The organism is Kitasatospora sp. NPDC015121 (assembly GCF_055562955.1).
This window is the reverse complement of sequence record NZ_JBVHEH010000003.1, coordinates 300,747-325,268: the sequence shown is the minus strand read 5'-3', so window position 1 is coordinate 325,268 and position 24,522 is coordinate 300,747. Positions and strand designations below refer to the sequence as shown.

Sequence of the window (24,522 nt, the reverse complement as noted above, 5' to 3'; positions counted from 1 at the left end):
CCTCGCCACGGGCTACGCCGTACAGCACTTCTGGCTAGGTCGACCGCATCCCGTGGCCGTCCCGGTCATCGCCATGGCCGAATCCGCCGCCGGCCAGGCCCCGGCCGGAGTCCCGGCGCTCCAGCCGACCGGGCCGCCCCTCGTCATCGACATCGCCGGAAAAGTCCAACAACCCGGCCTACGAACCCTCCCCGCGGGTTCAAGGGTCGCCGACGCCCTGACCGCAGCCGGCGGGCCGCTCCCCGGCACCGACACCAGCCTCCTCAACCTCGCCCGCCCACTCACCGACGGAGAACAGATCCTGGTGGGCACCGACCCCCTCCCCGGCGGCACGGCGCCGACCGGACCCGTGGGCCCCGTCAGCCTCAACCACGCCGGCGCGGACCAACTCGACTCGCTCCCCGGAGTGGGACCCGCCCTGGCCCAACACATCCTCCAGTACCGCCTCACCCACGGCCCCTTCCAATCCCTCGACCAACTCCGCCACGTCCCCGGCATCGGCCCCCGCAAGTACGAAGACCTCAAACCGCTGCTGACCCTCTGACGATCCACTGACCGACCGCCCGGCCACCGCCGCCCGACCCATGTGGCCCGCTGTCCTCCGCCGAACGGCGCCACGTGCTCTGTCCGGGTCGCACCCTGACGCGCGACCACCGAGACAACGCCGACGCACTGACAGGAGGTTGCCCCTGGAACCAGACCGCCCACCCTCCCTGCCCGGAACGCTGCGGGCAGCCCGCCCGAAAGGCCTTGGCTCCGCCGCCGACCGCCGTCCACGCCGAGAGGAGGCGCCCCGTGCCGGTCACACCTTCCACCAGCCGCTCACACGCCGACTACCGGCTGCTCCTCCCGGCCGTCACCGCATGGGCCGTGACGTCCGCCGTCATCGGCCTGGATCCGGGTCGTCACCCTCTGCTGCTCGTGGCCGCGTCGGCAGCCGCGCTGGCCTCCTGCGCCCTGCTCACCACGAAAGGACCCCGCCGCTCGATCCACCGCCTGACCGCCGCCGTCCTGCTGACCGCCGCGACGGCGGCGACCACCACCGTCCTGCACACCACCGACCTGCACCGAGGCCCGCTACCCGCACTAGCCCGTCCACCCGCACCGCTCGCACCACCTACGCCACCCGCACCGCCCGTACCGTCCGCACCGCCCGCCGAGGCCGGGAAGCCGGCCGGCGATGACGAGCGGGCCACTGCGGAACGGTCCGTGGGTGGGAGGCCCGATAACCCCGAAGTCACTGTCGAGCTGACCGTCACCGGCGATCCGAAGCAGCGCGGCCCGCACCCCCAGGGCGGCTCGCCCCTCCGGCTGACCCTCACCATCCCCGCACTCGTCACCCGAGTCCGCGTCGACCCACTGCCGCACGGTGGCCCGACAGCGGACCTCGCCACCCGAACACCCGTCACCCTGCTGATCCGTTCCCAGGAGGACTATCCATGGCAACAGTTGATCCCCTCCACCGAACTCGAACTGCGGGCGGAGGTGCTGCCGGAGCGGCCGGCGGCGGCCGGCGGCCGGTCCCGGGCCGACTCCGCGGCACTGCTCGTCCCGCAAGGGAAGCCGCGCGTCACCGCGCCGCCGAACCTCCCGCAGCGGCTCGCGGCACACCTGCGCGAAGGGCTGCGCGACGTCTGCGACCACCTGCCGCCGGACCCGCGCGGGCTGCTCCCCGGGCTGGTGGTGGGGGACGTCTCACGGCTGCCCGACGACCTGGCGGACGCGTTCCGGGCCACCGACCTCGGCCACCTGGTCGCGGTGAGCGGTGCCAACCTGGCGATCGTCCTGGCCGTCCTGGTCGGCGGCACGCCCAGCGAACCCGACGCTGCCGCCCGCGGCGGCCTGGCCGGGAGACTGGGCCTCTCGTTCCGCACCACGGCCCTGCTCGGTACCGTGCTGACGCTGGCGTTCGTCACCCTCTGCCGCCCCGACCCGAGCGTGCTCAGAGCGGCCGCGACCGGGCTGATCGGGCTGCTGGCGCTGGCCACCGGTCGCCCCCGGAGCGGCGTTCCCGCGCTGGCCGGTGCGGTGCTGGTCCTGATCCTGGTGGACCCTCAGTTGGCCCGCTCGTACGGGTTCCTGCTCTCGGCGCTGGCCACCGCCGGGCTGCTGGTGCTCGGGCCGAGGTGGACGGCGGCGCTGCGGGCGCGCCGCTGGCCGCGCCACCTGGCATCGGCGGTCGGTGCCACCGCGGCGGCCCAGGCGTTCTGTTCGCCGGTCACCGTGCTGCTCGCACCCCGGGTCAGCCTGGTCGGGGTGCCGTGCAACCTGCTGGCCGAGATCGCGGTCGCCCCGGCCACCCTGCTCGGCTTCGGCGCGCTCGCGACCGCGCCCCTCTCGAAGGGGGCGGCCGAGTTCCTGACGGATCTCGCGGCGCTGCCGGTGGGGTGGTTGGCCACCGTCGCGCGACACGGAGCGGAACTCCCCGGGGGAGAACTCGCCTGGCCGGCCGGGCCGTTCGGCGCGGTGCTGCTGGTCGTGGTGATCCTGTCGCTGGCCTGGGCGGTGCCACCGCTGCTGGCCGGTCACCGCTCCCGGAGCCGACGGACGCGGGTCCTGGTCGCCCTCGTGGTCGCCCTGCTGCTGCCGGTGGTGCTGCTGCGGCCGCCCTCCGTCGTCCGGTTGGCGACCGGTTGGCCCGCCCGGGGCTGGCGGCTGGCGGTGTGCGACATCGGCCAGGGCGACATGACGGTCCTGTCGGTGGGGCCGGGCAGCGCCGTGGTGGTGGACGCCGGTCCCGACCCGAAGGGTGCCGACGCCTGCCTGCGAGGCCTCGGCGTGACCGAGATCCCCCTGCTGCTGCTCACCCACTTCCACGCCGACCACGCGGAAGGCATCCCGGGAGTGCTGCGCGGCCGGTCGGTCGGCGCGATCGAGGTGACCGCCTCGGACGACGCGGACGGCGAAAGGAGCAGGGTGCTCCGCTGGGCGGGAGCCGGCGGCATTCCGGTGGTGCGCGCGCAGCGCGGTGAGCGGCGCACCGTCGGAGCCGAGCTCGCCTGGCAGGTCCTGTGGCCGACCTCGCCCCTGGCACCCGAGGCGGAAGGGCCGAACAACTCCAGCATCGCGATCCTCGCCATGGTCGGCCCGCCCGCCGCCCCTCTGAGGGTCGCCCTGCTCGGAGACCTGGAACCGCCGGCCCAGGCTGCCGTGCTGGCGCTCGGTCTACCGCCGCCGCCGTCAGCTCCGCCGTCCCTGCGGGCCACGGCCAGGACGGCGGAGCTGGGTGCAGCGGTGGGGGCAGCGGGGACGGCGGCGCGGAGCGGTCCGGGGCCGCCGGGGGTGGGACGGGTGGACGTCCTCAAGGTGGCGCACCACGGATCGGCCGGACAGGACTGGTCGTTGATGGCCGCGCTCCGTCCCCGGCTGGCCCTGATCTCCTGCGGTGCGGGCAATCCGTACGGGCATCCGGCGGCGCGGACCGTGGCAGGGCTCGGGGCACTCGGGGCGACGGTGGTCCGGACCGATCGCTCCGGGGACATCGCGGTCCTGGGCGACGTGCGGAGCCTGGCCGTGGCGACGCACCGGCGTCCGGCCCGCGGTTGAGGTCGAACGGGGCCGCCGCGTCGGGCGGTCCGGGGACCGCGGGTGGCGTGGAGGGAGGAGGATGCCGGAGCGGAAGCACCCCGCCCGGGCGAGGTGGGGAACCTCACCCGGGCGGGGCCGGGGAGTGCGGTGGGAGGGGGCTCAGCGGGGCAGGGGCAGGGTCAGCCCTGCTCGCGCCAACCGTCCTGTTCGGCGACGAGCCGGTCGAGTTCGGACAGCAGGCGGGCGGTCCAGCCCTCCTCCTCGGGGGCCTCGACCACCACCAGCCACTGGGCGTCCTCGGCGTCGTCCTCCCCGGCGAGGGACTCCCGGACCACCTCGACGTCGCCCAGTTCGGGCCAGCGCGCGCTCAACTCCTCGGCGACCTCCTCCGCCGCATCGCGGTCGGGGAGGACGAGCAACTGACGGTCAATGTTCTCGATCACGTCATCATTTTCCCCGGCCGAGCGGCCGGGGTGACATCGACCCCGCCTTCCGGTCGGGGCGGGCGGGGCACGGGTGGCGGGTGGCGGGTGGGGTTCGTGGTGTGCGGGGCTGTCGGCGCGGCGTGCGATCCTGGTAGGCGATGGCCAGGAAGAGTGCACCCGACGACCTGCTCGCCCCGCTGACCGTTGCGGTCGGCCAGGAGGAGCTGCTGCTCGACCGCGCGGTCGCCGCGGTGGTGGCTGCGGCACGGGCGGCGGATCCGGACACGGACGTGCGGGACCTCGCGCAGGGAGTGCTGCAGCCGGGGCAGTTGGCGGAACTCACCACGCCCTCGCTCTTCGCGGAGCGGAAGGTCATCGTGGTCAGGGCCGCGCAGGACCTCTCGGCCGACTCGGTCAAGGAGGTCAAGGCCTACCTGGAGTCGCCCGCCGAAGAAGTGATCATGGTGTTGGTGCACGCGGGCGGTGCCAAGGGCAAGGGGCTGCTGGACGCGGCGAAGAAGGCGGGCGCCCGGGAGGTCGCCTGCGCGAAGCTCACCAAGGCGAGCGAAAAGTTGGCCTTCATCCGCAACGAGTTCCGCACCCTGGGGCGGGCTGCCAGCGCCGAGGCCTGCCAGGCGCTGCTGGACTCGCTGGGCAGCGACCTGCGGGAACTGTCGGCCGCGTGCAGCCAGTTGACCGCGGACATCGAGGGGCCGATCGACGAGACGGCGGTCGCGAAGTACTACAGCGGCCGAGCCGAGGCGACCGGTTTCGAGGTGGCCGACCTGGCGGTGACCGGACGGGCCGCCGAGGCGTTGGAACGGCTGCGCTGGGCCCTGGCGGTGGGCCAGCCGCCGACCGGAATCACCTACGCCCTGGCCTCCGGCGTCCGCAGCATCGGCCGGCTCGCCTCGGCGGGCCGCAACATGCGCCCCGGCGACCTGGCGCGCGAACTCGGCATGCCGCCCTGGAAGGTCGACCGGGTGCGGCAGCAGATGCGCGGCTGGACCGGTGACGGTGTGGCCGCCGCGCTGACCGCTGTCGCGGAAGCCGACGCCGCGGTGAAGGGCGGCTCCGACGACCCCGCGTACGCGCTCGAGCGGGCCGTCGTCGCCGTGGCCCGCGCCTCCCGGGCGGGCTCCCGTCCCTACTGACGCCGCGCTGTCGGCTCCGCGGCCGGGCGGTGCCGGAGGCGGGTCAGGTGGGGGAACCGCCGAGGGCGCGGCGCAAGCCGCGGATGTCGGAGAGCAGCGCGGAACGGGCCTGGTCGAGGTCGGACGCGTCCAGCGGGCTGATCAGGTAGCGGTGTTGGGCCGGGTCCTCGCGCGGGGCGCCGAACTCCGGGCGCGGGTCGACCTGGTGGTGGAGTCGGACCCGGGGGCAGAGCGAGTAGGGGGCGGGGTCGGCGGCGGTGGCGCACAGGTCGTCGGCCGCCAGGCACCCGGTCGGGGCCGGGGTGCGGCGGGCCGGTACCCCTGGAACGGGGGCGGTGAACGGGGGAGCCGACATCGTTCCCCTGCATGGTCCGTCGGGCACGGGATGCGCCGGGTGCCGGAGGCCGACGGAGGCTTCTCGAAGTCGAGACGGTCGCCGTGCTGCGCGAGGTGCTGCGCGGTCTCGGGGTCACGGTCGCGGATGCCGACCTCACCACCGGGTCGTGCACTGAAGCGGTCGCGATCGCCCGTGGGTGCGGAAAAGCACACTGCCCGCCCGGTGCGTACCGGGCGGGCAGTGGGTGGAAGCTGCCTGAGCAGGCGCTTTCACTGTGAAGCTGGGTGTACCGCACCCGCGTGGCGAACGCAGGCCGCGTGCGGTACGGGTCGTGCGGCTCGTCGGAGGTCCGGGTAGAGGGCCGGGGTTCCGGGAGCGGGGCGGTGGTGGCGGGTAGAGGGCCGCGGGTTCACACCGACCGGGGTGGTGCCGGGGGCACCGGGCGTACGGCGGGGCCGTACGGGAAGACCTGGATCAGGCGGCGACGTTGACGCGCTTGGTGATCGCCGACTTCTTGTTGGCGGCCTGGTTCTTGTGGATGACACCCTTGCTCACGGCCTTGTCGAGGGCCTTGGAGGCGGCGCGGGCCAGCACGACGGCCTTCTCGGTCTCGCCGGCGGCAGCGGCCTCGCGGGCCTTGCGCAGGGCGGTCTTCAGCGAGGACTTGACGGCCTTGTTGCGCAGGCGCGCCTTCTCGTTGGTCTTGTTGCGCTTGATCTGGGACTTGATGTTCGCCACGAAAGAGCCTCAGTCTGTGTGAATCGTTGCTACGACGGGTCGCACCGGATCGCCGCTCGGGCCTGCTGAGAGGGCATGCCGAGGGCGGAGTGCAGCCGCCCACGCTACCAGGGCCCGCCCGGCCGACCCAAACCGGACCGCCGGACGGGAGCCGGGCGGGGCCGCGGGCGGCGGTCAGGCGGTGAGCAGCGGCTCGCCGTAGTGCTCGACGACCGGGAACGGGTCGTAGAAGTGGTGCAGCAGTTCGCGCCAGCGGGCGTACTCGGGGGAGCGGCGGAAGCCCTCGGTGTGGTCCTCCAGGGTGTCCCAGCCGATCTGGAGCAGGAAGCGCGAGGTGCGGCCCCCGTCCAGGCAGCGGCGCAGTTCGAGGGAGCGGAAGCCCCGCTGGGCGGCGATCAGCGGGCGGGCCTCGGCGAAGGCGGCGAGGAAGGGCTCCTCCTGGCCGGGGCGGACGTCGAGCAGGGCGCTTTCCAAGATCATGGGGCGATCGTCCCGCACGCCCGCTCGGGCCGGAAGGACCGGGGGGTCGTCCGGCATGGGAGGATGGGCGGAACCATATTGATCGGATCAGAAATCGGACCAAGGTGCCCGCGACCCCCAGCAACGTGCCAGAGCCCAGCCGTACTGACCCGGCGGTGATCCGCAACTTCTGCATCATCGCCCACATCGACCACGGCAAGTCGACGCTCGCCGACCGGATGCTGCAGATCACCGGCGTGGTGGACCCCCGGCAGATGCGCGCCCAGTACCTCGACCGGATGGACATCGAGCGCGAGCGCGGCATCACCATCAAGTCCCAGGCCGTCCGCCTCCCGTGGGCGCCCCGGTCCGGTGCGAACGCGGGAACGACGCACATCCTCAACATGATCGACACCCCCGGCCACGTGGACTTCACGTACGAGGTGTCCCGCTCCCTCGCGGCCTGCGAGGGGACGATCCTGGTGGTCGACGCCGCCCAGGGCATCGAGGCGCAGACCCTCGCCAACCTGTACCTGGCGCTGGAGAACGACCTCACGATCATCCCGGTGCTCAACAAGATCGACCTGCCGGCCGCCCAGCCGGAGAAGTACGCCGCCGAGATCGCGCACATCATCGGCTGCGACCCGGACGACGTGCTGAAGGTCTCCGCGAAGACCGGCCTCGGCGTCGAGGACCTGCTCGACCACGTGGTCGAGAAGATCCCGGCCCCGGTCGGCGTCAAGGACGCCCCGGCCCGCGCGATGATCTTCGACTCGGTGTACGACGCCTACCGCGGCGTGGTCACCTACGTCCGCGTGGTCGACGGCCAGCTCACCAAGCGCGAGCGGATCGCCATGATGTCCACCGGCGCGACCCACGAGCTGCTGGAGATCGGCGTCATCTCGCCCGAGCCGAAGGTCGCCGACGGCCTCGGCGTCGGCGAGGTGGGCTACATCATCACCGGTGTGAAGGACGTCCGGCAGTCCAAGGTCGGCGACACCATCACCTCGCAGCACAAGGGCGCCACCGAGGCGCTCGGCGGCTACAAGGACCCGCGCCCGATGGTGTTCTCCGGCCTCTACCCGCTGGACGGCTCGGACTACCCGCTGCTCCGCGACGCGCTGGACAAGCTGCGGCTCAACGACGCCGCGCTGGTCTACGAGCCGGAGACCTCGGTCGCGCTCGGCTTCGGCTACCGCTGCGGCTTCCTCGGCCTGCTGCACCTGGAGATCATCCGGGAGCGCCTGGAGCGCGAGTTCAACCTCGACCTGATCTCCACCGCCCCGAACGTGATCTACCGGGTGATCATGGAGGACGGCACCGAGCACACCGTCACCAACCCGAGCGAGTTCCCCACCGGCAAGATCGCCGAGGTGTACGAGCCGGTGGTGCGCGGCACCATCCTCGCCCCGAACGAGTTCGTCGGCGCGATCATGGAGCTCTGCCAGAACCGCCGCGGCACCCTCCAGGGCATGGACTACCTCTCCGAGGACCGGGTCGAGCTGCGCTACACCCTGCCGCTCGCCGAGATCGTCTTCGACTTCTTCGACCAGCTGAAGTCCAAGACCCGCGGCTACGCCTCGCTCGACTACGAGCCCATCGGCGAGCAGTCCGCCAACCTGGTCAAGGTCGACATCCTGCTGCACGGCGACGCGGTGGACGCGTTCTCCGCGATCGTGCACAAGGACAAGGCCTACAACTACGGCGTGATGATGGCCGGCAAGCTGCAGAAGCTGATCCCGCGCCAGCAGTTCGAGGTGCCGATCCAGGCCGCGATCGGCTCCCGGGTGATCGCCCGCGAGACGGTCCGCGCGATCCGCAAGGACGTCCTCGCCAAGTGCTACGGCGGCGACATCTCGCGCAAGCGCAAGCTGCTGGAGAAGCAGAAGGAGGGCAAGAAGCGGATGAAGATGGTCGGCCGGGTGGAGGTCCCGCAGGAGGCCTTCATCGCCGCGCTGTCGACGGACGCGGAGGCCCCGAAGGAGAAGAAGTAGCTCCCGGCACGGGCCCGCGCCGACGGGCCCACGGCGACGGGCCGGCATCCCCTCCCGGGAGGGGGTGCCGGCCCGTCGGCGTCTCAGCGGAGCGACAGCGGCAGGCCCTTGACGATGCCCGCCTTGACCAGCCGCCCGGCCGCGCCGGTCAGCACCCGGGGTCGCACCGAGTCGTCGCCGTGGATCAGCTGCACCAGCGCCTCGCCGCGCCCCAGGCTCAGGCACTGGGTGGCGTACCGGTAGGAGAACGGCTTGTCGGTGCGGCCGGTCAGCAGCTTGGCCAGGTAGTGGCCCTGCGGCATCGCGGTGGCGCAGGCCATCCGCAGCTCGCCGATGCCGGGCACCTCGACCGCGGCGGCGTCCCCGATCACGTACACCTCGGGGTGCGAGACCGAGCGCAGGTGGTCGTCGACCAGGGCGCGGCCCCGCGCGTTGACGGCCAGGCCGGACGCGGCGGCCAGCGGCTGCGGCTCCATCGAGGCGGCCCACACCACCACCTCCGCCGGGACCGGCCCGTTCTCGCAGGTCAGGCCGTCGGCGGTGACGGCGGTGACCCGGTGGTGCTCGTCGACCCGCACCCCGAGGCGGCCGAGCACCGCCAGCACGTGCGCCCGGCCGCGCTCCGACAGCCAGCCGCCGACCCGGCCGGCCGCCACCAGCCGGACCTGCCAGGCGGGGTGCGCCTCGGCCAGCTCGGCGGCCAGCTCGATGCCGGTCGCCCCGCCGCCGACCACGGCCAGCGTCCCGGGGGCGGGGGCGTCGGCGAGCCGCCGGCCCAGTTCCTCGGCGCGCTCCGCCGAGTAGGCGTGCTCGGCGGCGCCCGGCACGTCGCCCCAGGCGGTGCGGCTGCCGAGCGCGTACACCAGGGTGTCGTACCCGATCCGCTCGCCGTCCTCGGTGCGCACCTCGCGGGCGGCCAGGTCGAGCGCGACGGCCCGGGTGGCCCGGTGGACGACCTTGCGGCCGCGCAGCACCCGGGCGATCTCGGGGCGGGCGACCCGGTGCCCGGCGGCGAGCTCGTGCAGCCGGACGCGGTGGGTGAAGCGCTGCTCGGGGGCGATCAGGGTGACCCGGTCCGGCCCGCGGCCGATCCTGGCGGCGGCGGACAGCCCCGCGTAGCCCGCGCCGATCACCACGATGTGCTTGCCGGTCATTGCGTCCTCCTCCGTGCGTGAGCCCGCCGGTTGCGGTTCGGAAGGGGGACGGAGCGGTCCGCCGGAGTGTGACCGTGATCCGGGTCACACCCCCTGGAGGTGGCCGAGCTTCTCCGGGTTCACCATCACGTACGCGGCGGTGATCAGGCCGTTCTCGACGGTGAAGGCCAGCACGCCGCCGACCGTGCCGGGCGCCGAGTACCAGACCGCGCCCGCCTCGCCGTTGACCACCGCCGGCACCAGCGGGTGCCGCTCGTCGACCACCCGGGTGGTGAGCTTGCGCAGCAGCCGGGCGACGTGGAGCGCGCCCGACACCGGGCGGCGCACCGCGTTGACGACGCCGCCGCCGTCGGCGTGCCAGACCACCTCGGGGTCGAGCAGCGTGACCAGCGCGGCCAGGTCGCCGCCGGTCGCCGCGGCGGTGAACGCCGACACCACCCGGTGGTGCTCGACCGGGTCGACCGGCGCGCGCCGGCCGCCGTCGCGGACCCGGCGCCGGGCCCGCGAGGCGAGCTGCCGGGTGGCCTCGGGGGAGCGCTCCAGCACCGGGGCGATCTCGTCGAAGCCGACCGCGAACACGTCGTGCAGCACGAACGCCGCCCGCTCGGCCGGGGTCAGCTGCTCCAGCACCGCCAGCATCGCCACCGACACCTGCTCGCCCAGCTCGGCGACCTCGGCGGGGGAGTCGGCGGTGTCCGTCAGCACCGGCTCCGGCAGCCACTCGCCGACGTACGCCTCCCGGCGGGCCCGGGCCGAGCCCAGCTGGTCGTAGCAGAGCCGGGTGACCACCGTGGTCAGGTACGCGCGCGGGTCGGCCACGTCCGTCCGGTCGGCGGACTGCCAGCGCAGCCAGGCGTCCTGCAGCACGTCCTCGGCGTCGGCGACCGATCCCAGCAGGCGGTAGGCGACCGCGCCCAGGTAGCGGCGCTCGGCCTGGAAGGCCTCGGCGGCGGCGGCAGCAGCGGCAGAGGCAGTGGCGGCGGTGGCGTTCGGATCGGGCACCCGACCACGGTAGCGCGCCCCACCCCGGCCGCCCCGGGCGGTGCCTGACGCCCGGTCAGGAGCGCGGAGACGCCGGGGGAGGCCCGCCGGAACGGCGGACCTCCCCCGGGCGCGGCGGCGGGTGGGCGGGGTCAGTCGACCTCGGCCACCGCCTGGGCGAACTGGGCCTGGTAGAGCCGGGCGTAGGCGCCGTCGGCGGCGATCAGCTCGTCGTGGCCGCCCTGTTCGACGATCGAGCCGTTCTCCATCACCAGGATCACGTCGGCGTCCCGGATGGTGGAGAGCCGGTGGGCGATCACGAAACTGGTGCGGCCGGTGCGCAGTTCGGCCATCGCGCGCTGGATCAGCACCTCGGTGCGGGTGTCGACGGAGCTGGTCGCCTCGTCCAGGACCAGGATCGAGGGCTGGGCCAGGAAGGCCCGGGCGATGGTGATCAGCTGCTTCTCGCCGGCGCTGACGCCGGCGCCCTCGTCGTCCAGGACGGTGTCGTAGCCGTCGGGCAGGGTCCGCACGAAGCGGTCGACGTGCGCGGCCCGCGCGGCCGCGACGACCTGCTCGCGGGTGGCGGACTCGGCGCCGTAGGCGATGTTCTCGGCGATGGTGCCGCCGAACAGCCAGGTGTCCTGGAGCACCATGCCGATGCCGGAGCGCAGCTCCTCGCGGGACATCGCGGCGATGTCCACGCCGTCCAGGGTGATCCGGCCGCCGCTGACCTCGTAGAAGCGCATCAGCAGGTTGACCATGGTGGTCTTGCCGGCGCCGGTCGGGCCGACGATGGCCACCGTGTGGCCGGGCTCGACCTTCAGGGACAGGCCGTCGATGAGCGGCTTGGCCGGGTCGTAGCGGAAGGAGACGTCCTCGAACGCGACCCGGCCGCGGACCTCGGCCGGGCGCTCGGGGTGCTGCGGCTCGGGGGACTGCTCCTCGGCGTCCAGCAGCTCGAAGACCCGCTCGGCGGAGGCGACGCCGGACTGCACCAGGTTGGCCATCGAGGCGACCTGGCTGAGCGGCTGGCTGAACTGCCGGGAGTACTGGATGAACGCCTGCACGTCGCCGATGGACAGCGCGCCGGAGGCCACCCGCAGGCCGCCGACCACCGCGACCAGCACGTAGTTGATGTTGCCGACCAGCATCATCGCGGGCTGGATGACGCCCGAGATGAACTGCGCCCGGAACGACGCCTCGTAGAGCGCCTGGTTCTCCTTGTCGAAGAGCTCCGCGGCCTCCCGCTGGCGGCCGAAGACCTTCACCAGGCTGTGCCCGGTGAACATCTCCTCGATGTGCGCGTTCAGCTTGCCGGTGGAGCCCCACTGCTTGATGAACTGCGGCTGGGCACGCTTGCCGACCTTGGTGGCGACCACCACCGAGACCGGCACCGAGACCAGCGCGATCACCGCCAGCAGCGGGGAGATCCAGAACATCATCGCCAGCACGCCGACGATGGTGAGCAGCGAGTTCACCACCTGGCCCATGGTCTGCTGCATGGACTGGTTGATGTTGTCGATGTCGTTGGTGACCCGGCTGAGCACCTCGCCGCGCGGCTGGCGGTCGAAGTAGCTGAGCGGCAGCCGGGACAGCTTCGCCTCGACCTCCTCGCGCAGCCGGAACACCGCCCGGTTGATCGCCAGCGCGGCCAGCCGGCCCTGCACCACGCCGAAGACGATCGCGGCCAGGTAGATGCCGAGCGCCCAGAGCAGGACGGTGCCGATGGCGCCGAAGTCCATGCCCTGGCCGGGCGTGAAGTCGATGGTGGAGAGCAGGTCGGCGGTGGTGCCCTGGCCGGCGGCGCGCATCCCGTCCAGGACGGCCTGCTTGCCGGGGGCGCCGGCGAACCGCGGCCCGGTGGCGCCGGCCACGATCAGGTCGGTCGCTTTGCCGAGCACCCGGGGGCCGACCACCTGGGCGCCCACGGAGAGCACGCCGAAGCCGAGCACGGTGCACAGCAGCCTGCGCTCGGGCCCGAGCAGGCCGAGCAGGCGCTTCGCGGAGCCGCCGAAGTCCTTGGACTTCTCGGTGCCCTGCGCGCCCATGAACCGGCCGGGCCCGCCGCCGCCGCGCCGGGCGGCCGCCTCCTGCGAACCGGACGGCGCCTCGGCGGCCTCGACCGCCTCGGCGCCCCCGGCGGCTTCCGGGGCCGCGGCCTTGGCGAGGTCCGGCTTGCCGGCGGCCCCGCCGGCCGACGGGGCCCCGGGGGTCTGCGGGGTCCCGGGGGTCTCCGGGGTCTCGGGGCTGGTCACGCCGCCTCCTGCTCGGTGAGCTGGGAGAGCACGATCTCCCGGTACGTCGGGTTGTCGGCCATCAGCTCCTGGTGGGTGCCGGTGCCGACGACGGCGCCCTCGTCGAGGACGACGATCCGGTCGGCGTCGCGGATGGTGGAGACCCGCTGGGCGACGATCACCACGGTGGCGTCGCCGGTCTCCTCGGCGAGCGCGGCGCGCAGCCGGGCGTCGGTGGCGTAGTCGAGGGCCGAGAAGGAGTCGTCGAACAGGTAGATCTCGGGCCGGCGGACCAGCGCGCGGGCGATCGCCAGGCGCTGGCGCTGGCCGCCGGAGACGTTGGTGCCGCCCTGGGCGATCGGGGCGTCCAGGCCCTCGGGGAACTTCCGGACGAACTCCGCGGCCTGCGCGGTCTCCAGCGCCCGCCAGAGCTCCTCGTCGGTGGCCCCGGGCTTCCCGTAGCGCAGGTTGGAGGCGACGGTGCCGGAGAACAGGTACGGCTTCTGCGGGACCAGTCCGATGAGTTCGGAGAGCTTGACCGGGTCGAGTTCGCGGACGTCCACGCCGTCGATCAGCACGCTGCCGCCGGTGGCGTCGAACAGCCGGGGGACCAGGCCGAGCAGGGTGGTCTTGCCGGAGCCGGTGGAGCCGATGACGGCGGTGGTCCGGCCGGGCCGGGCGGTCAGGTCGACGTCGCGCAGCACGGGCGCCTCGGCGCCGGGGTAGCGGAAGTCGACGCCGCGCAGCTCCAGGGTGCCGCGGGCGTGCAGCTCGGTGACCGGGTTCAGCGGCGGGACGACGCTGGACTCGGTGTCCAGCACCTCCTGGATGCGCTCGGCGCAGACCTCGGCGCGCGGCACCATCATGAACATGAAGGTGGCCATCATGACGCTCATCAGGATCTGCATCAGGTAGGAGAGGAACGCGGTGAGCGCGCCGATCTGCATGCCGCCGCTCTCGATCCGGTGCGCGCCGAACCAGAAGACCGCGACGCTGGAGACGTTCACGACGCCCATCACGATCGGGAACATCAGCGCCATCAGCCGGCCGACCCGCAGTGCGTAGCCGGCGAGTTCGCCGTTGGCCCCGGTGAACCGGGCCTTCTCGTGGTCGTCTTTGACGAAGGCCCGGATGACCCGGATGCCGGTGATCTGCTCGCGCATGATCCGGTTGACCGCGTCGATCCGGGTCTGCATGCCGCGGAACTGCGGCCGCATCCGGCCGACCAGCACGACGACCACGGCGCCGAGCGCGGGGACGACGGCGAGCAGCAGGCCGGACAGCGGCACGTCCTGGTTGAGCGCCATCACGATGCCGCCCACGCACATGATCGGCGCGGCGACCATCAGGGTGAAGGTCATCAGCGCCAGCATCTGCACCTGCTGGACGTCGTTGGTGGTGCGGGTGATCAGCGAGGGCGCGCCGAACTGGTTGAGCTCGCGGGCGGAGAAGTCCTGCACCCGGGAGAACACGGCGGAGCGGATGTCGCGGCCGATCGCCATCGCGGTGCGGGCGCCGTAGTAGACCGCGCCGATCGAGCAGACGGCCTGGGCCAGCGAGACGCCGACCATCACCGCGCCGACGCGCAGGATGTAGCCGGTGTCGCCCTTGAGCACGCCGCTGTCGATGATGTCCGCGTTGAGCGTCGGCAGGTAGAGCATGCCGATGGTGGACACCAGCTGCAGCAGCACCAGCAGGGTGATGTCCCGGGAGTAGGGGCCCAGGTGGGCGCGTAGGAGTCTGAAAAGCACCGTGACACTCTCGTCTGCGGAGGGGATGCGCGCATCCCGATTTCGGGTACCTGTGGGAAAGCTTCACGACCGAACGGGTATGCACTGCCGACCTGGGGGTGTGCCAGCTCACGTCACCCCCTTACGGATCGGCTTTCCACCCCCTAGGCTGCTGGTGCCCTCTTGTTACTCACCGGTTAAGTCGGTGGTCGGCCGCCCCCACGGCCGGTGTCCGCCCACTCTCGGTCCACCCGCCCCCGGAGGTCCTCGTTGAGTTCCGCGCAGTCCATGATCGAGCGGCGCCCGCCCTCCGTGGCCCACCTGTTGCTCAGCAGGGTAAGGGCCACGCCGAACGGCGAGGCGTACCGGTACCCGGTTCCGGTGGACGAGCAGGCCGCGGACAGCGCGCCGGGTGCCGAGCAGTGGCGCTCGCTGACCTGGGCGCAGGCCCACCGGCGGATCGGCGCGGTGGCGGCCGGCCTGATGGCGCTCGGCATCCGGGCCGAGGACCGGGTCGCGATCGCCTCCGCCACCCGGATCGAGTGGATCCTCGCCGACCTGGGCAACATGTGCGCCGGCGCGGCCACCACCACCGTCTACCCGAGCACCAACGCCGACGAGACCGCGTTCATCCTGGCCGACTCCGGCAGCCGCGCGCTGTTCGCCGAGAACGAGGGCCAGCTGCGCAAGGCCGCCGAACAGAAGGACGCGCTGCCCGACCTGGAGTGGGTCATCCTGTTCGACGCCCCCGAGGGCGAGCCGCCGCGGGCCGAGGGACTGACCGTGCTGACCCTCGCCGAGCTGGAGGAGCGCGGCGCCGCCCACCTCGCCGAGCACCCCGGCGCGGTGGACGAGGCCGTCGACTCGCTCGATAGGGAGCAGCTCGCCACCCTGATCTACACCTCCGGCACCACCGGCCGCCCCAAGGGCGTGCGCCTGGTGCACGACTGCTGGGCGTACGAGGCGGTGGCCCAGGAGGAGAGCGGGCTGCTGCGCGCGGACGACGTGCAGTTCATGTGGCTGCCGCTGTCGCACGTGTTCGGCAAGACGCTGATCTCCGGCCAGATCGCCACCGGCCACGTGATGGCGGTGGACGGCCGGGTGGACCGGATCATCCACAACCTGCCGGTGATCCGGCCGACCCTGATGGCCTCCGCGCCGCGGATCTTCGAGAAGGTCTACAACGGCATCGCGGGCAAGGCCCGGGCCGAGGGCGGCGCCAAGTACAGGATCTTCATGTGGGCGGCCGGGGTGGCCCGCGCGTACGCGCAGACCGTCCAGGCCGCGCAGGTCGCCACCGGCCGGGAGAGCGCCCCGCTGGGCCTGCGGCTGCGGCACTCGCTGGCCGACCGGCTGGTGTACACCAAGATCCGGGCCGCGTTCGGCGGCCGGCTGCGCGGCGCGGTGTCCGGCAGCGCGGCGCTGGCCCCGGAGATCGGCTACTTCTTCAAGGGCGCGGGCGTCCCGGTGCTGGAGGGCTACGGCCTGACCGAGACCTCGGCCGGCTCCACGGTCAACCGGGCCGAGGACTTCCGGGTCGGCACCGTCGGCCTGCCGCTGCCCGGCACCGAGGTGCGGATCGGCGAGGACGGCGAGGTCCTGCTGCGCGGCCCCGGCGTGATGCGCGGCTACCACCGGATGCCCGAGCAGACCGCCGAGGTGCTGGAGCCGGACGGCTGGTTCCACACCGGCGACATCGGCGAGCTCACCGAGGGCGGCTACCTGCGGATCACCGACCGCAAGAAGGACATGTTCAAGACCTCCGGCGGCAAGTACGTCGCCCCCAGCGAGGTCGAGGGCAAGTTCAAGGCGATCTGCCCGTTCGTCAGCAACGTCCTGGTGATCGGCAACGGCCGCAACTACTGCACCGCGCTGATCGGCCTGGACGAGGCGGTGCTCATGCCGTGGGCCGCCGAGCACGGCCAGGCCGGCCGGACGTACGCCGAGGTGGTCGCCGACCCGGCCACCGTCGAACTGATCGACGGCTTCGTCAAGCGCCTCAACGGCGAGCTGCAGCGCTGGCAGACGATCAAGAAGTTCGCGCTGCTCCCGCGCGACCTGGACATCGAGCACGGCGAGCTCACCCCGAGCCTGAAGATCAAGCGCCCGGTGGTCGAGCGGACCTACGCGGACGAGGTCGCCGCGATGTACGCGGGCACCAACGAGGCCTGACCCCGAGCGCCCCCGTCCCGGTGCGGCCGGCGGACCCCTTTCGGGTTTCGCCGGCCGCTACCGGACAATGGGCGCATGCCCTCCGCACTCCCCGACGGCGAACCCGTGCCGTCCGACGGCTCGCTGCCCGCCCACGCCCTGCACGGACTCGGCGAGCGGCCGTTCGGCTTCTACCTGCACGTGCCGTACTGCGCCAGCCGCTGCGGCTACTGCGACTTCAACACCTACACCGCCACCGAGCTGCGCTCCTCCGGCGCCGTCGCCTCCCAGGAGACGTACGCGGACAACGTGATCGCCGAGATCCGGCAGGCCCGCCGGGTCCTCGGCGACACCGAGCTGCCGGTCGAGACGGTCTTCCTCGGCGGCGGCACGCCCACCCTGCTGCCCGCCCGCGACCTGGTGCGGATGCTGGCCGCGCTGCGCGAGGAGTTCGGGCTCGCCCCCGGCGCCGAGGTCACCACCGAGGCCAACCCGGAGTCCGTCGACCCGGCGTACCTGGCCGAACTGCGCGCCGGCGGCTACAACCGGATCTCCTTCGGCATGCAGAGCGCCCGCCCGCACGTGCTCGCCCTGCTCGACCGCCACCACACCCCCGGCCGTCCCGAGGCCTGCGTCGCCGAGGCCCGCGCGGCCGGCTTCGAGCACGTCAACCTCGACCTGATCTACGGCACCCCCGGCGAGAGCGACCAGGACTGGCAGGCCTCGCTGGACGCCGCGATCGGCGCCGGACCCGACCACGTCTCCGCCTACTCGCTGATCGTCGAGGACGGCACCCGGCTCGCCGCCCGGGTCAAGCGCGGCGAACTCCCGATGATCGACGACGACGTGCACGCCGACCGCTACCTGATGGCCGAGACCGCGCTCGCCGCCGCCGGCTACCACTGGTACGAGGTCTCCAACTGGGCCACCACCCCCGAGGGCCGCTGCCGCCACAACGAGCTGTACTGGACCGGCGCCGACTGGTGGGGTGCCGGGCCCGGCGCGCACAGCCACGTCGGCGGCGTCCGCTGGTGGAACGCCAAGCACCCCGCCGCGTACGCCCAGGCCCTCGCCGAGGGCCGCACCCCCGCGCTCGGCCGCGAGGTGCTCGCCGAGGAGGACCGCCGGGTCGAACGGATCCTGCTGGAACTGCGCCTCGCCGAGGGCTGCCCGCTCGACCTGCTCACCGCCGACGGCCGCGCCGCCGCCGACCGGGCCCTCGCCGACGGCCTGCTGGAGCCCGTACCGTACGCGGCGGGCCGGGCCGCGCTCACCCTGCGCGGGCGGCTGCTGGCGGACGGGGTGGTCCGCGACCTGGTCGACTGAACGGGTCCGAAACGCTCCGGCCCGCTGCGGCCGAGTACTCGGTGAAGGAACCCGCGGGGGTTCCCCGACCGAGGAGGGACGCATGCGGGTACGCGAGCACCTGCGCCACGGGGGGCGCCCCGACGACCGACCGCCGGAACCGACCACTCCGGACGGCTTCGGCGCGTTCTCCCACCAGCACGTCGACGCGGTACTCGGCTTCGTCACCCGCCGGGTCGGCGACCCGCACCTGGCCGCCGACCTCACCGCCGACATCTTCGTCGCCGCCCTCGAAGCCGCCGGCGGCTACCGGCCCGGCCGGGCTCCCCGCCGGGGGCCCGGCCGGCGGGGAGCCCGGTCGGGCCGGTAGCCGGGGCCGCCCCCTCGGGCAGCGGGACCCCGGCGCCCTCCGGTCACCCGTCCGGCGGGAGCGGCGCCCTGGTCCGCACCGCGGCGGGCTGAGCGTCCGCCGTCAGTCGCCCGTCCCGTCCGGGAGGGTGACGAAGTCGATCAACTCCTCGACCCGGCCGAGCAGTTCCGGCTCCAGGTCCTTCCAGCCGTCGACCGCGGCGAGGATCCGCTTCCAGGCGGCGGGGGTGTCCACCGGCCAGCCCAGGCGACGGCAGACGCCCTCCTTCCAGACCTCGCCGCGCGGCACCTCGGGCCAGCCGGCGATGCCCAGCGCGGCGGGCTTCACGGCCTGCCAGACGTCCACGTACGGGTGGCCGACGACCAGCACGTGGTCGCCGGTCACCCGTTCGGCGATCCGGTGCTCCTTGGTGCCCGGCAGCAGGTGGTCGACCAGCACGCCCAGCCGGCGGCCCGGGCCGGGGTCGAAGGCCTCGACGATCGCGGGCAGGTCGTCCACGCCCTCCAGGTACTCCACCACCACGCCCTCGATCCGCAGGTCGTCGCCCCAGACCCGCTCGACCAGCTCGGCGTCGTGCCGGCCCTCGACGTAGATCCGCGACCCGCGGGCCACCCGGGCCCGCGCCCCCGGCACCGCGACCGAACCCGACGCGGTCAGCCCCGGACCGCGCGGCGGGGCCGGCGCCGCCGCGGCCGGACGCACCAGCGTCACCACCCGGCCCTCCAGCAGGAACCCGCGCGGCACCAGCGGGAACACCCGGTGCTTGCCGAACCGGTCCTCCAGGGTGACGGTGAACCCCTCGGCGGTCCGCTCGCAGCGCACCACCGCCCCGCAGAACCCGGTCGCCGCCTCCTCCACCACCAGGTCCCGCTCCGCCGCCACCTCGGGCGCCGGTTGCTGCCGCTTCCACGGCGGCGTCAGGTCCGGCCCGTACTCCCTGCTCCGCATGGGCGGCAGTCTACGGAAGCCGGCGCCGCGTCAGCCCGGCGCGGCGTGGGATATTGCCCACGGGCCCGGCGGGCGCGGCGGGTGGGCGGACGGGAGGGCGGGGCGGGTGCGCGGACGGTGGCGGGCGGCGGCGGTGGCCGTCGCGGTGGTGCTCGGCGCGGCCGGGTGCGGGGGCGGGGACGCGGGCGCGGGACGGCCGCGGGAGCTGCGGGACGGGCTGCTGACCGCGGAGCGGCTGCCGGCGGGCTACGGGCTGGTCACCGGCGGGACCGACGGGCCCGGCCCGCCCGACGGCGAGCAGCCGGAGCCGCTGGTGCGGATGCCCTGCGAGGAGCTGGAGGCCGGTCCCTTCCTGGCCCGGCACGCCCCGCCGCTGGAGAACGCCTCGGTCGGGCTGCGACGGCTCCCGGACGCCTCCCGGAGCCAGGCCTGGTACGGGACGCAGTCGCTGGAGCGCTACCCGCCCGGCCGGGCCGCCGGGGTGCTGGCCGACCTGCGGACCGCCGCCCTGCGCTGCGCCGCGCCCGGCGCGGTGGTCGTCGACGGCGTCCCGACCGAGCGGCGCGTCACCGTCGAACCGCTCGGCACCGGCCTGCTGCTGCGCACCACCCGGACCGACGCGGCCGGCGATCCGGTCCGGACCGACCGGACCGCCGTGCTGCGCGACGGTGACGTGCTGCTGGTCGTGCAGGAGTCCGGCGGCGCGGGCGAGGCCGAGCGGCTGCCCGCCCTGGTCGCCGCGGCCGTGGCCGCCTACCGCGACGCGGCGGCGGCCCGGCCCCCGGGGCGCTAAGGCCCCTCTTCGAGGCCCGGCGCGCCCCAGACCGGGAACCAGCGGGACAGGTCCGGTTCGATCCGCAGGTCGCCGCGGAGCAGGTTCGAGACCTCGATCTCCAGCGGGTTGTCCCGCTTCTCCTGGCCGGTGACCTTGCACATCGGGTAGAAGGTGCCGCGCTTGTACAGGTAGACCAGCGCCAGCGAGCGGCCCTCGGCGTCCCGGAAGGCGACCAGCGAGCAGAGCAGTTGCGGGCCGAAGCCGTGGGCCTCCAGCTCGCTGTTGACCGCGTGCAGGTCGTTGACCAGGTCGGGCAGTTCGTCGGGGGTGTGCCGGGCGAGCAGCCAGGAGTACCCGTACGCGTCCCGGGAGGCCTCCACGGGGACGCCGCCGCGCCCGGTGTCCGCGTCCAGCAGGGCCCGGACCTGCTGCTGGACCTCGGTGAAGGCGGCGCCCTCGACCGCGGCGAAGCAGACCGAGCCGAGGCCGGTCGGGACGAAGCCCTTGGCGGCCCGCAGGGTCAGTGCCGCCGACGGGATGCCGAACAGCTGGTCGAGGTCGGGCTTGACCGGCTTGCTCCGGCCGAACAGGGCGTCCAGGAATCCCACGGGGCAGCGCTCCTCGGGTCGTCGGGTCGTCGGGTCCTCGGGTCGTCGGGCTCACCGCCCGAGTTCGTCGGAGACCTTCCGCAGCTGCGCCAGCCGCTGCTCCAGCGAGGGGTGGGTGGAGAGCAATTGCGCGGCCGTCTCCCTGGCGCTCAGCGCCGGGGCGAAGTAGAAGGCGTTGTAGGGCTGGGCCTGCCGCAGGTCCCTGGTCGGGATGGCGGCGATCTGCCCGGTCACCTTGGTCAGCGCCGAGGCCAGCGCGGCGGGCCGGCCGGTCAGCTGGGCGGCGGCCCGGTCGGCGGCCAGCTCGCGGTAGCGGGACAGCAGCCTGGTCAGCAGGAAGCTGATCGCGTACACCACCATCGAGGCGAGCGGGACCAGCACCATCGCGATCGCCGCGTTCTGGTCGTTGCTGTTCCGGTTGCCGCCGCCCATCATGCCGCCGTACAGGGCGATCCGGGTCATCGCGCCGGCCAGCACGCCGAGGAACCCGGCCACCGTCATCACCGCGACGTCCCGGTGCGCGACGTGCGACAGCTCGTGGGCCAGCACGCCCTCCAGCTCCTCCGGCTCCAGCCGGCGCAGCAGGCCGGTGGTCACGCAGACCACCGCGTTGTCCGGGTTGCGGCCGGTGGCGAAGGCGTTGGGCATGTCGTTGTCGGCGACCGCGACCCGCGGCTTGGGCATGTCGGCCAGCGCGCACAGCCGGTCCACCGCGCCGTGCAGCTGCGGGTACTGCTCGGGGGTGACCCGGTGGGCGCCCATCGCCCGCTCGGTGATCCGGTCGGAGAACCAGAACTGGGCGACGAACAGGCCGCCGGAGATCAGCACGACCAGCGGCCAGGCGCCGCGCAGCAGCACGATCAGCAGGCCGGTGAAGCCCACGTAGAGCAGCCCGATCAGGAACATGGTGGTGACCATCCGGCCGGTCAGGCCGCGGTCGGGGGTGAACCGGGAGTGCCGGGACGCCGACATCGCTGCTCCTCCTCTGCCTCGCGCGGGCCGGACCCGGCCGTCCGGCCGACCGTCCCGCTCGCCTTCGATGCTGCCACCGGCCGGGCCCGGGGGCACCATCCGAACCGGGGCGAACCGGGGCGTAACCCGACACGCCGGGCGCGGGGGCGGGCGGCATTCGGACGAGGATCACGCGGGCGGACCGTTCCTGCCGTCAGGCCCGGGCCGTACACTGGCAGGTACGGTGCTGGCACTCTGACCGGTTGAGTGCCAGGCCGGACCGGACACCGGGACGACGGACGACGACGGAGGTGCGTGCCCCATGCCGGACGACGGCAAGCCCGACGGCCGACTGATCGACACGCGCCCGCCCGCCCGGCCGCTCGACGAGCGGCGGCTCGCGGTGCTCCGGGCGATCGTCCAGGACTACGTGGGCACCGAGGAGCCGGTCGGCTCCAAGGCCCTGGTGGAGCGCCACAACCTGGGCGTCTCCCCGGCCACCGTCCGCAACGACATGTCCGCGCTGGAGGAGGAGGGGTACATCCACCAGCCGCACACCAGTGCGGGCCGGATCCCCACCGACAAGGGCTACCGGCTGTTCGTCGACCGACTGGCCGAGGTCAAGCCGATGACCGCCCCCGAGCGCCGGGCGATCCGGCACTTCCTGGAGGGCGCGGTCGACCTGGACGACGTGGTGGCCCGGACGGTGCGGCTGCTCGCGCAGCTGACCCGGCAGGTCGCGGTGGTCCAGTACCCGTCGCTGACCCGCTCCACCGTGCGGCACATCGAACTGGTGTCCCTCACCCCGACCAAGCTGATGCTGGTGCTGATCACCAACACCGGCCGGGTCGAGCAGCGGATGGTCGACTGCCCCGCCCCGGTCGGCGAGGCCCTGCTCGGCGACCTGCGGGCCAGGCTGAACGGCATGGCGGGCGGCTGCCGGCTGCCCGAGGTGCCGACCGTCCTGGAGGACCTGCCGGCCGGCTTCGAGCCCGCCGACCGGCCCGCCGTCAGCACCGTGCTGACGGTCCTGTTCGAAGCCCTGGCCGAACAGAACGAGGAGCGGATCATGCTGGCGGGCACCGCCAACCTGACCCGCTTCGGCCACGACTTCCCGCTCACCATCCGCCCGGTCCTGGAGGCCCTGGAGGAGCAGGTGGTGCTGTTGCGCCTGCTGGGTGAGACGGCGGACTCGGCGATGACGGTCCGGATCGGCCACGAGATCGCCTACGAGGGCCTCAATTCCACGTCGGTCGTCTCGGTCGGTTACGGTTCGGGCGACCAGAGCGTGGCAAAGCTGGGAGTGATCGGTCCGACCCGGATGGATTACCCGGGCACAATGGGGGCGGTGCGCGCGGTGGCACGGTACGTCGGCCAGATCCTGGCGGAGTCGTAACGACAACGGCGCAGCGGAACGGCGCAACAGGCAGCGTGCTGTCGCAGGCACTTCAAGAGGCGGAACAAAGCGGAGCATTTGGTGGCCACGGACTACTACGCGGTACTCGGCGTCCGACGCGACGCGGGGCAGGACGAGATCAAGAAGGCGTTCCGGCGCCTCGCCCGTGAACTGCACCCGGACGTCAACCCGGACCCGAAGACGCAGGAGCGGTTCAAGGAGATCAACGCCGCCTACGAGGTGCTCTCCGACCCGCAGAAGCGTCAGGTCTACGACCTCGGGGGCGACCCGCTGTCGCCCGGCGGCGGCGGGGGCGGCTTCGGCGCCGGAGCGGCCGGGTTCGGCTTCTCCGACATCATGGACGCCTTCTTCGGCGCCGCGACCGGCCAGCGCGGCCCGCGCTCGCGCACCCGGCGCGGCCAGGACGCGATGATCCGGCTGGAGATCACCCTGGAGGAGGCCGCGTTCGGCACCACCAAGGAGCTCCAGGTCGACACCGCCGTCACCTGCACCACCTGCAGCGGCGAGGGCGCCGCGCCCGGCACCTCCGCGCAGACCTGCGACATGTGCCGCGGCAAGGGCGAGGTCTCCCAGGTCACCCGGTCCTTCCTGGGCCAGGTCATGACCTCCCGCCCCTGCCCGCAGTGCCAGGGCTTCGGCACCGTCGTCCCGACCCCGTGCCCCGAGTGCGCCGGCGACGGCCGGGTCCGCGCCCGCCGCACCCTCACCGTCAAGATCCCGGCCGGCGTCGACAACGGCACCCGGATCCAGCTGGCCGGCGAGGGCGAGGTCGGCCCCGGCGGCGGCCCGGCCGGCGACCTGTACGTCGAGATCGCCGAGACCAGCCACCCGACCTTCCAGCGGCGCGGGGACGACCTGCACTGCACCGTCACCATCCCGATGACCGCCGCGTCGCTCGGCACCCAGGTGCCGCTGCAGACCCTGGACGGCCTGGAGGAGGTCGACATCCGGCCCGGCACCCAGTCCGGCCAGTCGATCCCGCTGCACGGCCGCGGCATCACCCACCTGCGCGGCGGCGGCCGGGGCGACCTGATAGTGCACGTCGAGGTGCAGACGCCCACCAAGCTCGACCCGGAGCAGGAGGAGCTGCTGCGCCGGCTCGCCATGCTGCGCGGCGAGGAGCGTCCCTCCGGGCAGTTCGCGCCCGGCCAGCAGGGCCTGTTCTCCCGGCTGAAGGACGCCTTCAACGGCCGGTGAGACCCGTACGACCCGGGCCGGGAACGGTGCGGGGGCCGCGCGCCCCCGCCGTTCCCGGCCCGG

General features: G+C 73.6%; 21 protein-coding genes. 10 read left to right on the top strand and 11 right to left on the bottom strand.

What is annotated here, in order from left to right; genetic code table 11:
- Window positions 1-52: 52 nt before the first annotated feature.
- Together ACZ3J7_RS05445 and ACZ3J7_RS05440 are read left to right on the top strand one after the other, a co-directional pair.
- Complete coding sequence (locus ACZ3J7_RS05445) at window positions 53-544, top strand: ComEA family DNA-binding protein (RefSeq protein WP_465617097.1); 492 nt, start codon at window positions 53-55, stop codon at window positions 542-544.
- 251 nt (window positions 545-795) lie between these two features.
- Window positions 796-3,546, top strand: coding sequence for a ComEC/Rec2 family competence protein (locus ACZ3J7_RS05440; protein ID WP_465617095.1), 2,751 nt, complete (start codon window positions 796-798; stop codon window positions 3,544-3,546).
- Between the two features lie 161 nt (window positions 3,547-3,707).
- Here ACZ3J7_RS05440 and ACZ3J7_RS05435 read toward each other — a convergent pair whose 3' ends face one another.
- A complete protein-coding gene (locus ACZ3J7_RS05435; protein WP_465617093.1) occupies window positions 3,708-3,971 on the bottom strand; it encodes a hypothetical protein in 264 nt (87 codons plus the stop codon).
- Window positions 3,972-4,111: 140 nt separating this feature from the next.
- Between ACZ3J7_RS05435 and holA the strand changes: the two genes are divergently transcribed.
- Window positions 4,112-5,107, top strand: coding sequence for a DNA polymerase III subunit delta (gene holA, locus ACZ3J7_RS05430; RefSeq protein WP_465617091.1), 996 nt, complete (start codon window positions 4,112-4,114; stop codon window positions 5,105-5,107).
- Window positions 5,108-5,150: 43 nt separating this feature from the next.
- Here the strand turns inward: holA and ACZ3J7_RS05425 are convergent, their stop codons facing one another.
- The 3 genes from ACZ3J7_RS05425 to ACZ3J7_RS05415 form a co-directional block, all read right to left on the bottom strand.
- Window positions 5,151-5,462 (bottom strand): hypothetical protein, encoded by a 312-nt coding sequence (locus ACZ3J7_RS05425; RefSeq protein ID WP_465617089.1) that lies wholly within the window; start codon window positions 5,460-5,462, stop codon window positions 5,151-5,153.
- A 456-nt stretch (window positions 5,463-5,918) separates the two neighbouring features.
- Window positions 5,919-6,182: a 30S ribosomal protein S20 gene (gene rpsT / locus ACZ3J7_RS05420; RefSeq protein WP_099899135.1), complete on the bottom strand. Its 264-nt coding sequence runs from the start codon at window positions 6,180-6,182 to the stop codon at window positions 5,919-5,921.
- A 174-nt stretch (window positions 6,183-6,356) separates the two neighbouring features.
- On the bottom strand, window positions 6,357-6,662 hold the full coding sequence (locus tag ACZ3J7_RS05415; protein WP_465617087.1) for an antibiotic biosynthesis monooxygenase family protein: 306 nt from the start codon (window positions 6,660-6,662) through the stop codon (window positions 6,357-6,359).
- 104 nt (window positions 6,663-6,766) lie between these two features.
- Between ACZ3J7_RS05415 and lepA the strand changes: the two genes are divergently transcribed.
- Window positions 6,767-8,635, top strand: a complete 1,869-nt coding sequence (lepA, locus tag ACZ3J7_RS05410; protein ID WP_465617085.1) for a translation elongation factor 4 — start codon at window positions 6,767-6,769, stop codon at window positions 8,633-8,635.
- An 83-nt stretch (window positions 8,636-8,718) separates the two neighbouring features.
- Here lepA and ACZ3J7_RS05405 read toward each other — a convergent pair whose 3' ends face one another.
- The 4 genes from ACZ3J7_RS05405 to ACZ3J7_RS05390 all read right to left on the bottom strand — a co-directional run bounded on the left by ACZ3J7_RS05405 (window position 8,719) and on the right by ACZ3J7_RS05390 (window position 14,758).
- On the bottom strand, window positions 8,719-9,789 hold the full coding sequence (locus ACZ3J7_RS05405; RefSeq protein WP_465617083.1) for an NAD(P)/FAD-dependent oxidoreductase: 1,071 nt from the start codon (window positions 9,787-9,789) through the stop codon (window positions 8,719-8,721).
- Window positions 9,790-9,873: 84 nt separating this feature from the next.
- Window positions 9,874-10,791 carry an RNA polymerase sigma factor SigJ gene (gene sigJ, locus ACZ3J7_RS05400; RefSeq protein ID WP_465617081.1) on the bottom strand — a complete coding sequence of 306 codons (918 nt, stop codon included), beginning with the start codon at window positions 10,789-10,791 and terminating at the stop codon, window positions 9,874-9,876.
- 131 nt (window positions 10,792-10,922) lie between these two features.
- Window positions 10,923-13,028 (bottom strand): ABC transporter ATP-binding protein, encoded by a 2,106-nt coding sequence (locus ACZ3J7_RS05395; RefSeq protein WP_465617079.1) that lies wholly within the window; start codon window positions 13,026-13,028, stop codon window positions 10,923-10,925.
- A complete protein-coding gene (locus tag ACZ3J7_RS05390; protein WP_465617077.1) occupies window positions 13,025-14,758 on the bottom strand; it encodes an ABC transporter ATP-binding protein in 1,734 nt (577 codons plus the stop codon). The genes ACZ3J7_RS05395 and ACZ3J7_RS05390 overlap by 4 nt, the downstream gene beginning before the upstream one ends.
- Window positions 14,759-15,007: 249 nt before the next feature.
- Between ACZ3J7_RS05390 and ACZ3J7_RS05385 the strand changes: the two genes are divergently transcribed.
- From ACZ3J7_RS05385 to ACZ3J7_RS05375, 3 genes are all read left to right on the top strand, one after another.
- On the top strand, window positions 15,008-16,909 hold the full coding sequence (locus ACZ3J7_RS05385) for an AMP-dependent synthetase/ligase (RefSeq protein ID WP_465617075.1): 1,902 nt from the start codon (window positions 15,008-15,010) through the stop codon (window positions 16,907-16,909).
- Window positions 16,910-16,984: 75 nt separating this feature from the next.
- Window positions 16,985-18,214 carry a radical SAM family heme chaperone HemW gene (gene hemW, locus ACZ3J7_RS05380; RefSeq protein WP_465617073.1) on the top strand — a complete coding sequence of 410 codons (1,230 nt, stop codon included), beginning with the start codon at window positions 16,985-16,987 and terminating at the stop codon, window positions 18,212-18,214.
- Window positions 18,215-18,296: 82 nt separating this feature from the next.
- Window positions 18,297-18,563, top strand: a complete 267-nt coding sequence (locus ACZ3J7_RS05375) for a sigma factor (protein WP_465617071.1) — start codon at window positions 18,297-18,299, stop codon at window positions 18,561-18,563.
- 102 nt (window positions 18,564-18,665) lie between these two features.
- Here the strand turns inward: ACZ3J7_RS05375 and ACZ3J7_RS05370 are convergent, their stop codons facing one another.
- The gene (locus ACZ3J7_RS05370; RefSeq protein ID WP_465617070.1) at window positions 18,666-19,511 is read right to left on the bottom strand and encodes a DUF3097 domain-containing protein; all 846 of its coding nucleotides are present in this window, start codon (window positions 19,509-19,511) and stop codon (window positions 18,666-18,668) included.
- A gap of 106 nt (window positions 19,512-19,617) precedes the next feature.
- On the opposite strand from ACZ3J7_RS05370, the gene ACZ3J7_RS05365 reads away from it, so the two are divergent.
- Window positions 19,618-20,304: a hypothetical protein gene (locus ACZ3J7_RS05365; protein WP_465617068.1), complete on the top strand. Its 687-nt coding sequence runs from the start codon at window positions 19,618-19,620 to the stop codon at window positions 20,302-20,304.
- Here the strand turns inward: ACZ3J7_RS05365 and pspAB are convergent.
- Window positions 20,301-20,894: a PspA-associated protein PspAB gene (gene pspAB / locus ACZ3J7_RS05360; protein WP_465617066.1), complete on the bottom strand. Its 594-nt coding sequence runs from the start codon at window positions 20,892-20,894 to the stop codon at window positions 20,301-20,303. The genes ACZ3J7_RS05365 and pspAB overlap by 4 nt on opposite strands.
- 51 nt (window positions 20,895-20,945) lie before the next feature.
- Complete coding sequence (gene htpX, locus ACZ3J7_RS05355; RefSeq protein WP_465617064.1) at window positions 20,946-21,866, bottom strand: zinc metalloprotease HtpX; 921 nt, start codon at window positions 21,864-21,866, stop codon at window positions 20,946-20,948.
- A gap of 301 nt (window positions 21,867-22,167) precedes the next feature.
- Here htpX and hrcA point away from each other — a divergent pair, with 301 nt between their 5' ends.
- Together hrcA and dnaJ are read left to right on the top strand one after the other, a co-directional pair.
- Window positions 22,168-23,241, top strand: a complete 1,074-nt coding sequence (gene hrcA, locus ACZ3J7_RS05350) for a heat-inducible transcriptional repressor HrcA (protein ID WP_465617062.1) — start codon at window positions 22,168-22,170, stop codon at window positions 23,239-23,241.
- Between the two features lie 81 nt (window positions 23,242-23,322).
- Window positions 23,323-24,459, top strand: a complete 1,137-nt coding sequence (dnaJ, locus tag ACZ3J7_RS05345) for a molecular chaperone DnaJ (RefSeq protein ID WP_380236927.1) — start codon at window positions 23,323-23,325, stop codon at window positions 24,457-24,459.
- The last annotated feature ends 63 nt before the right edge of the window (window positions 24,460-24,522 follow it).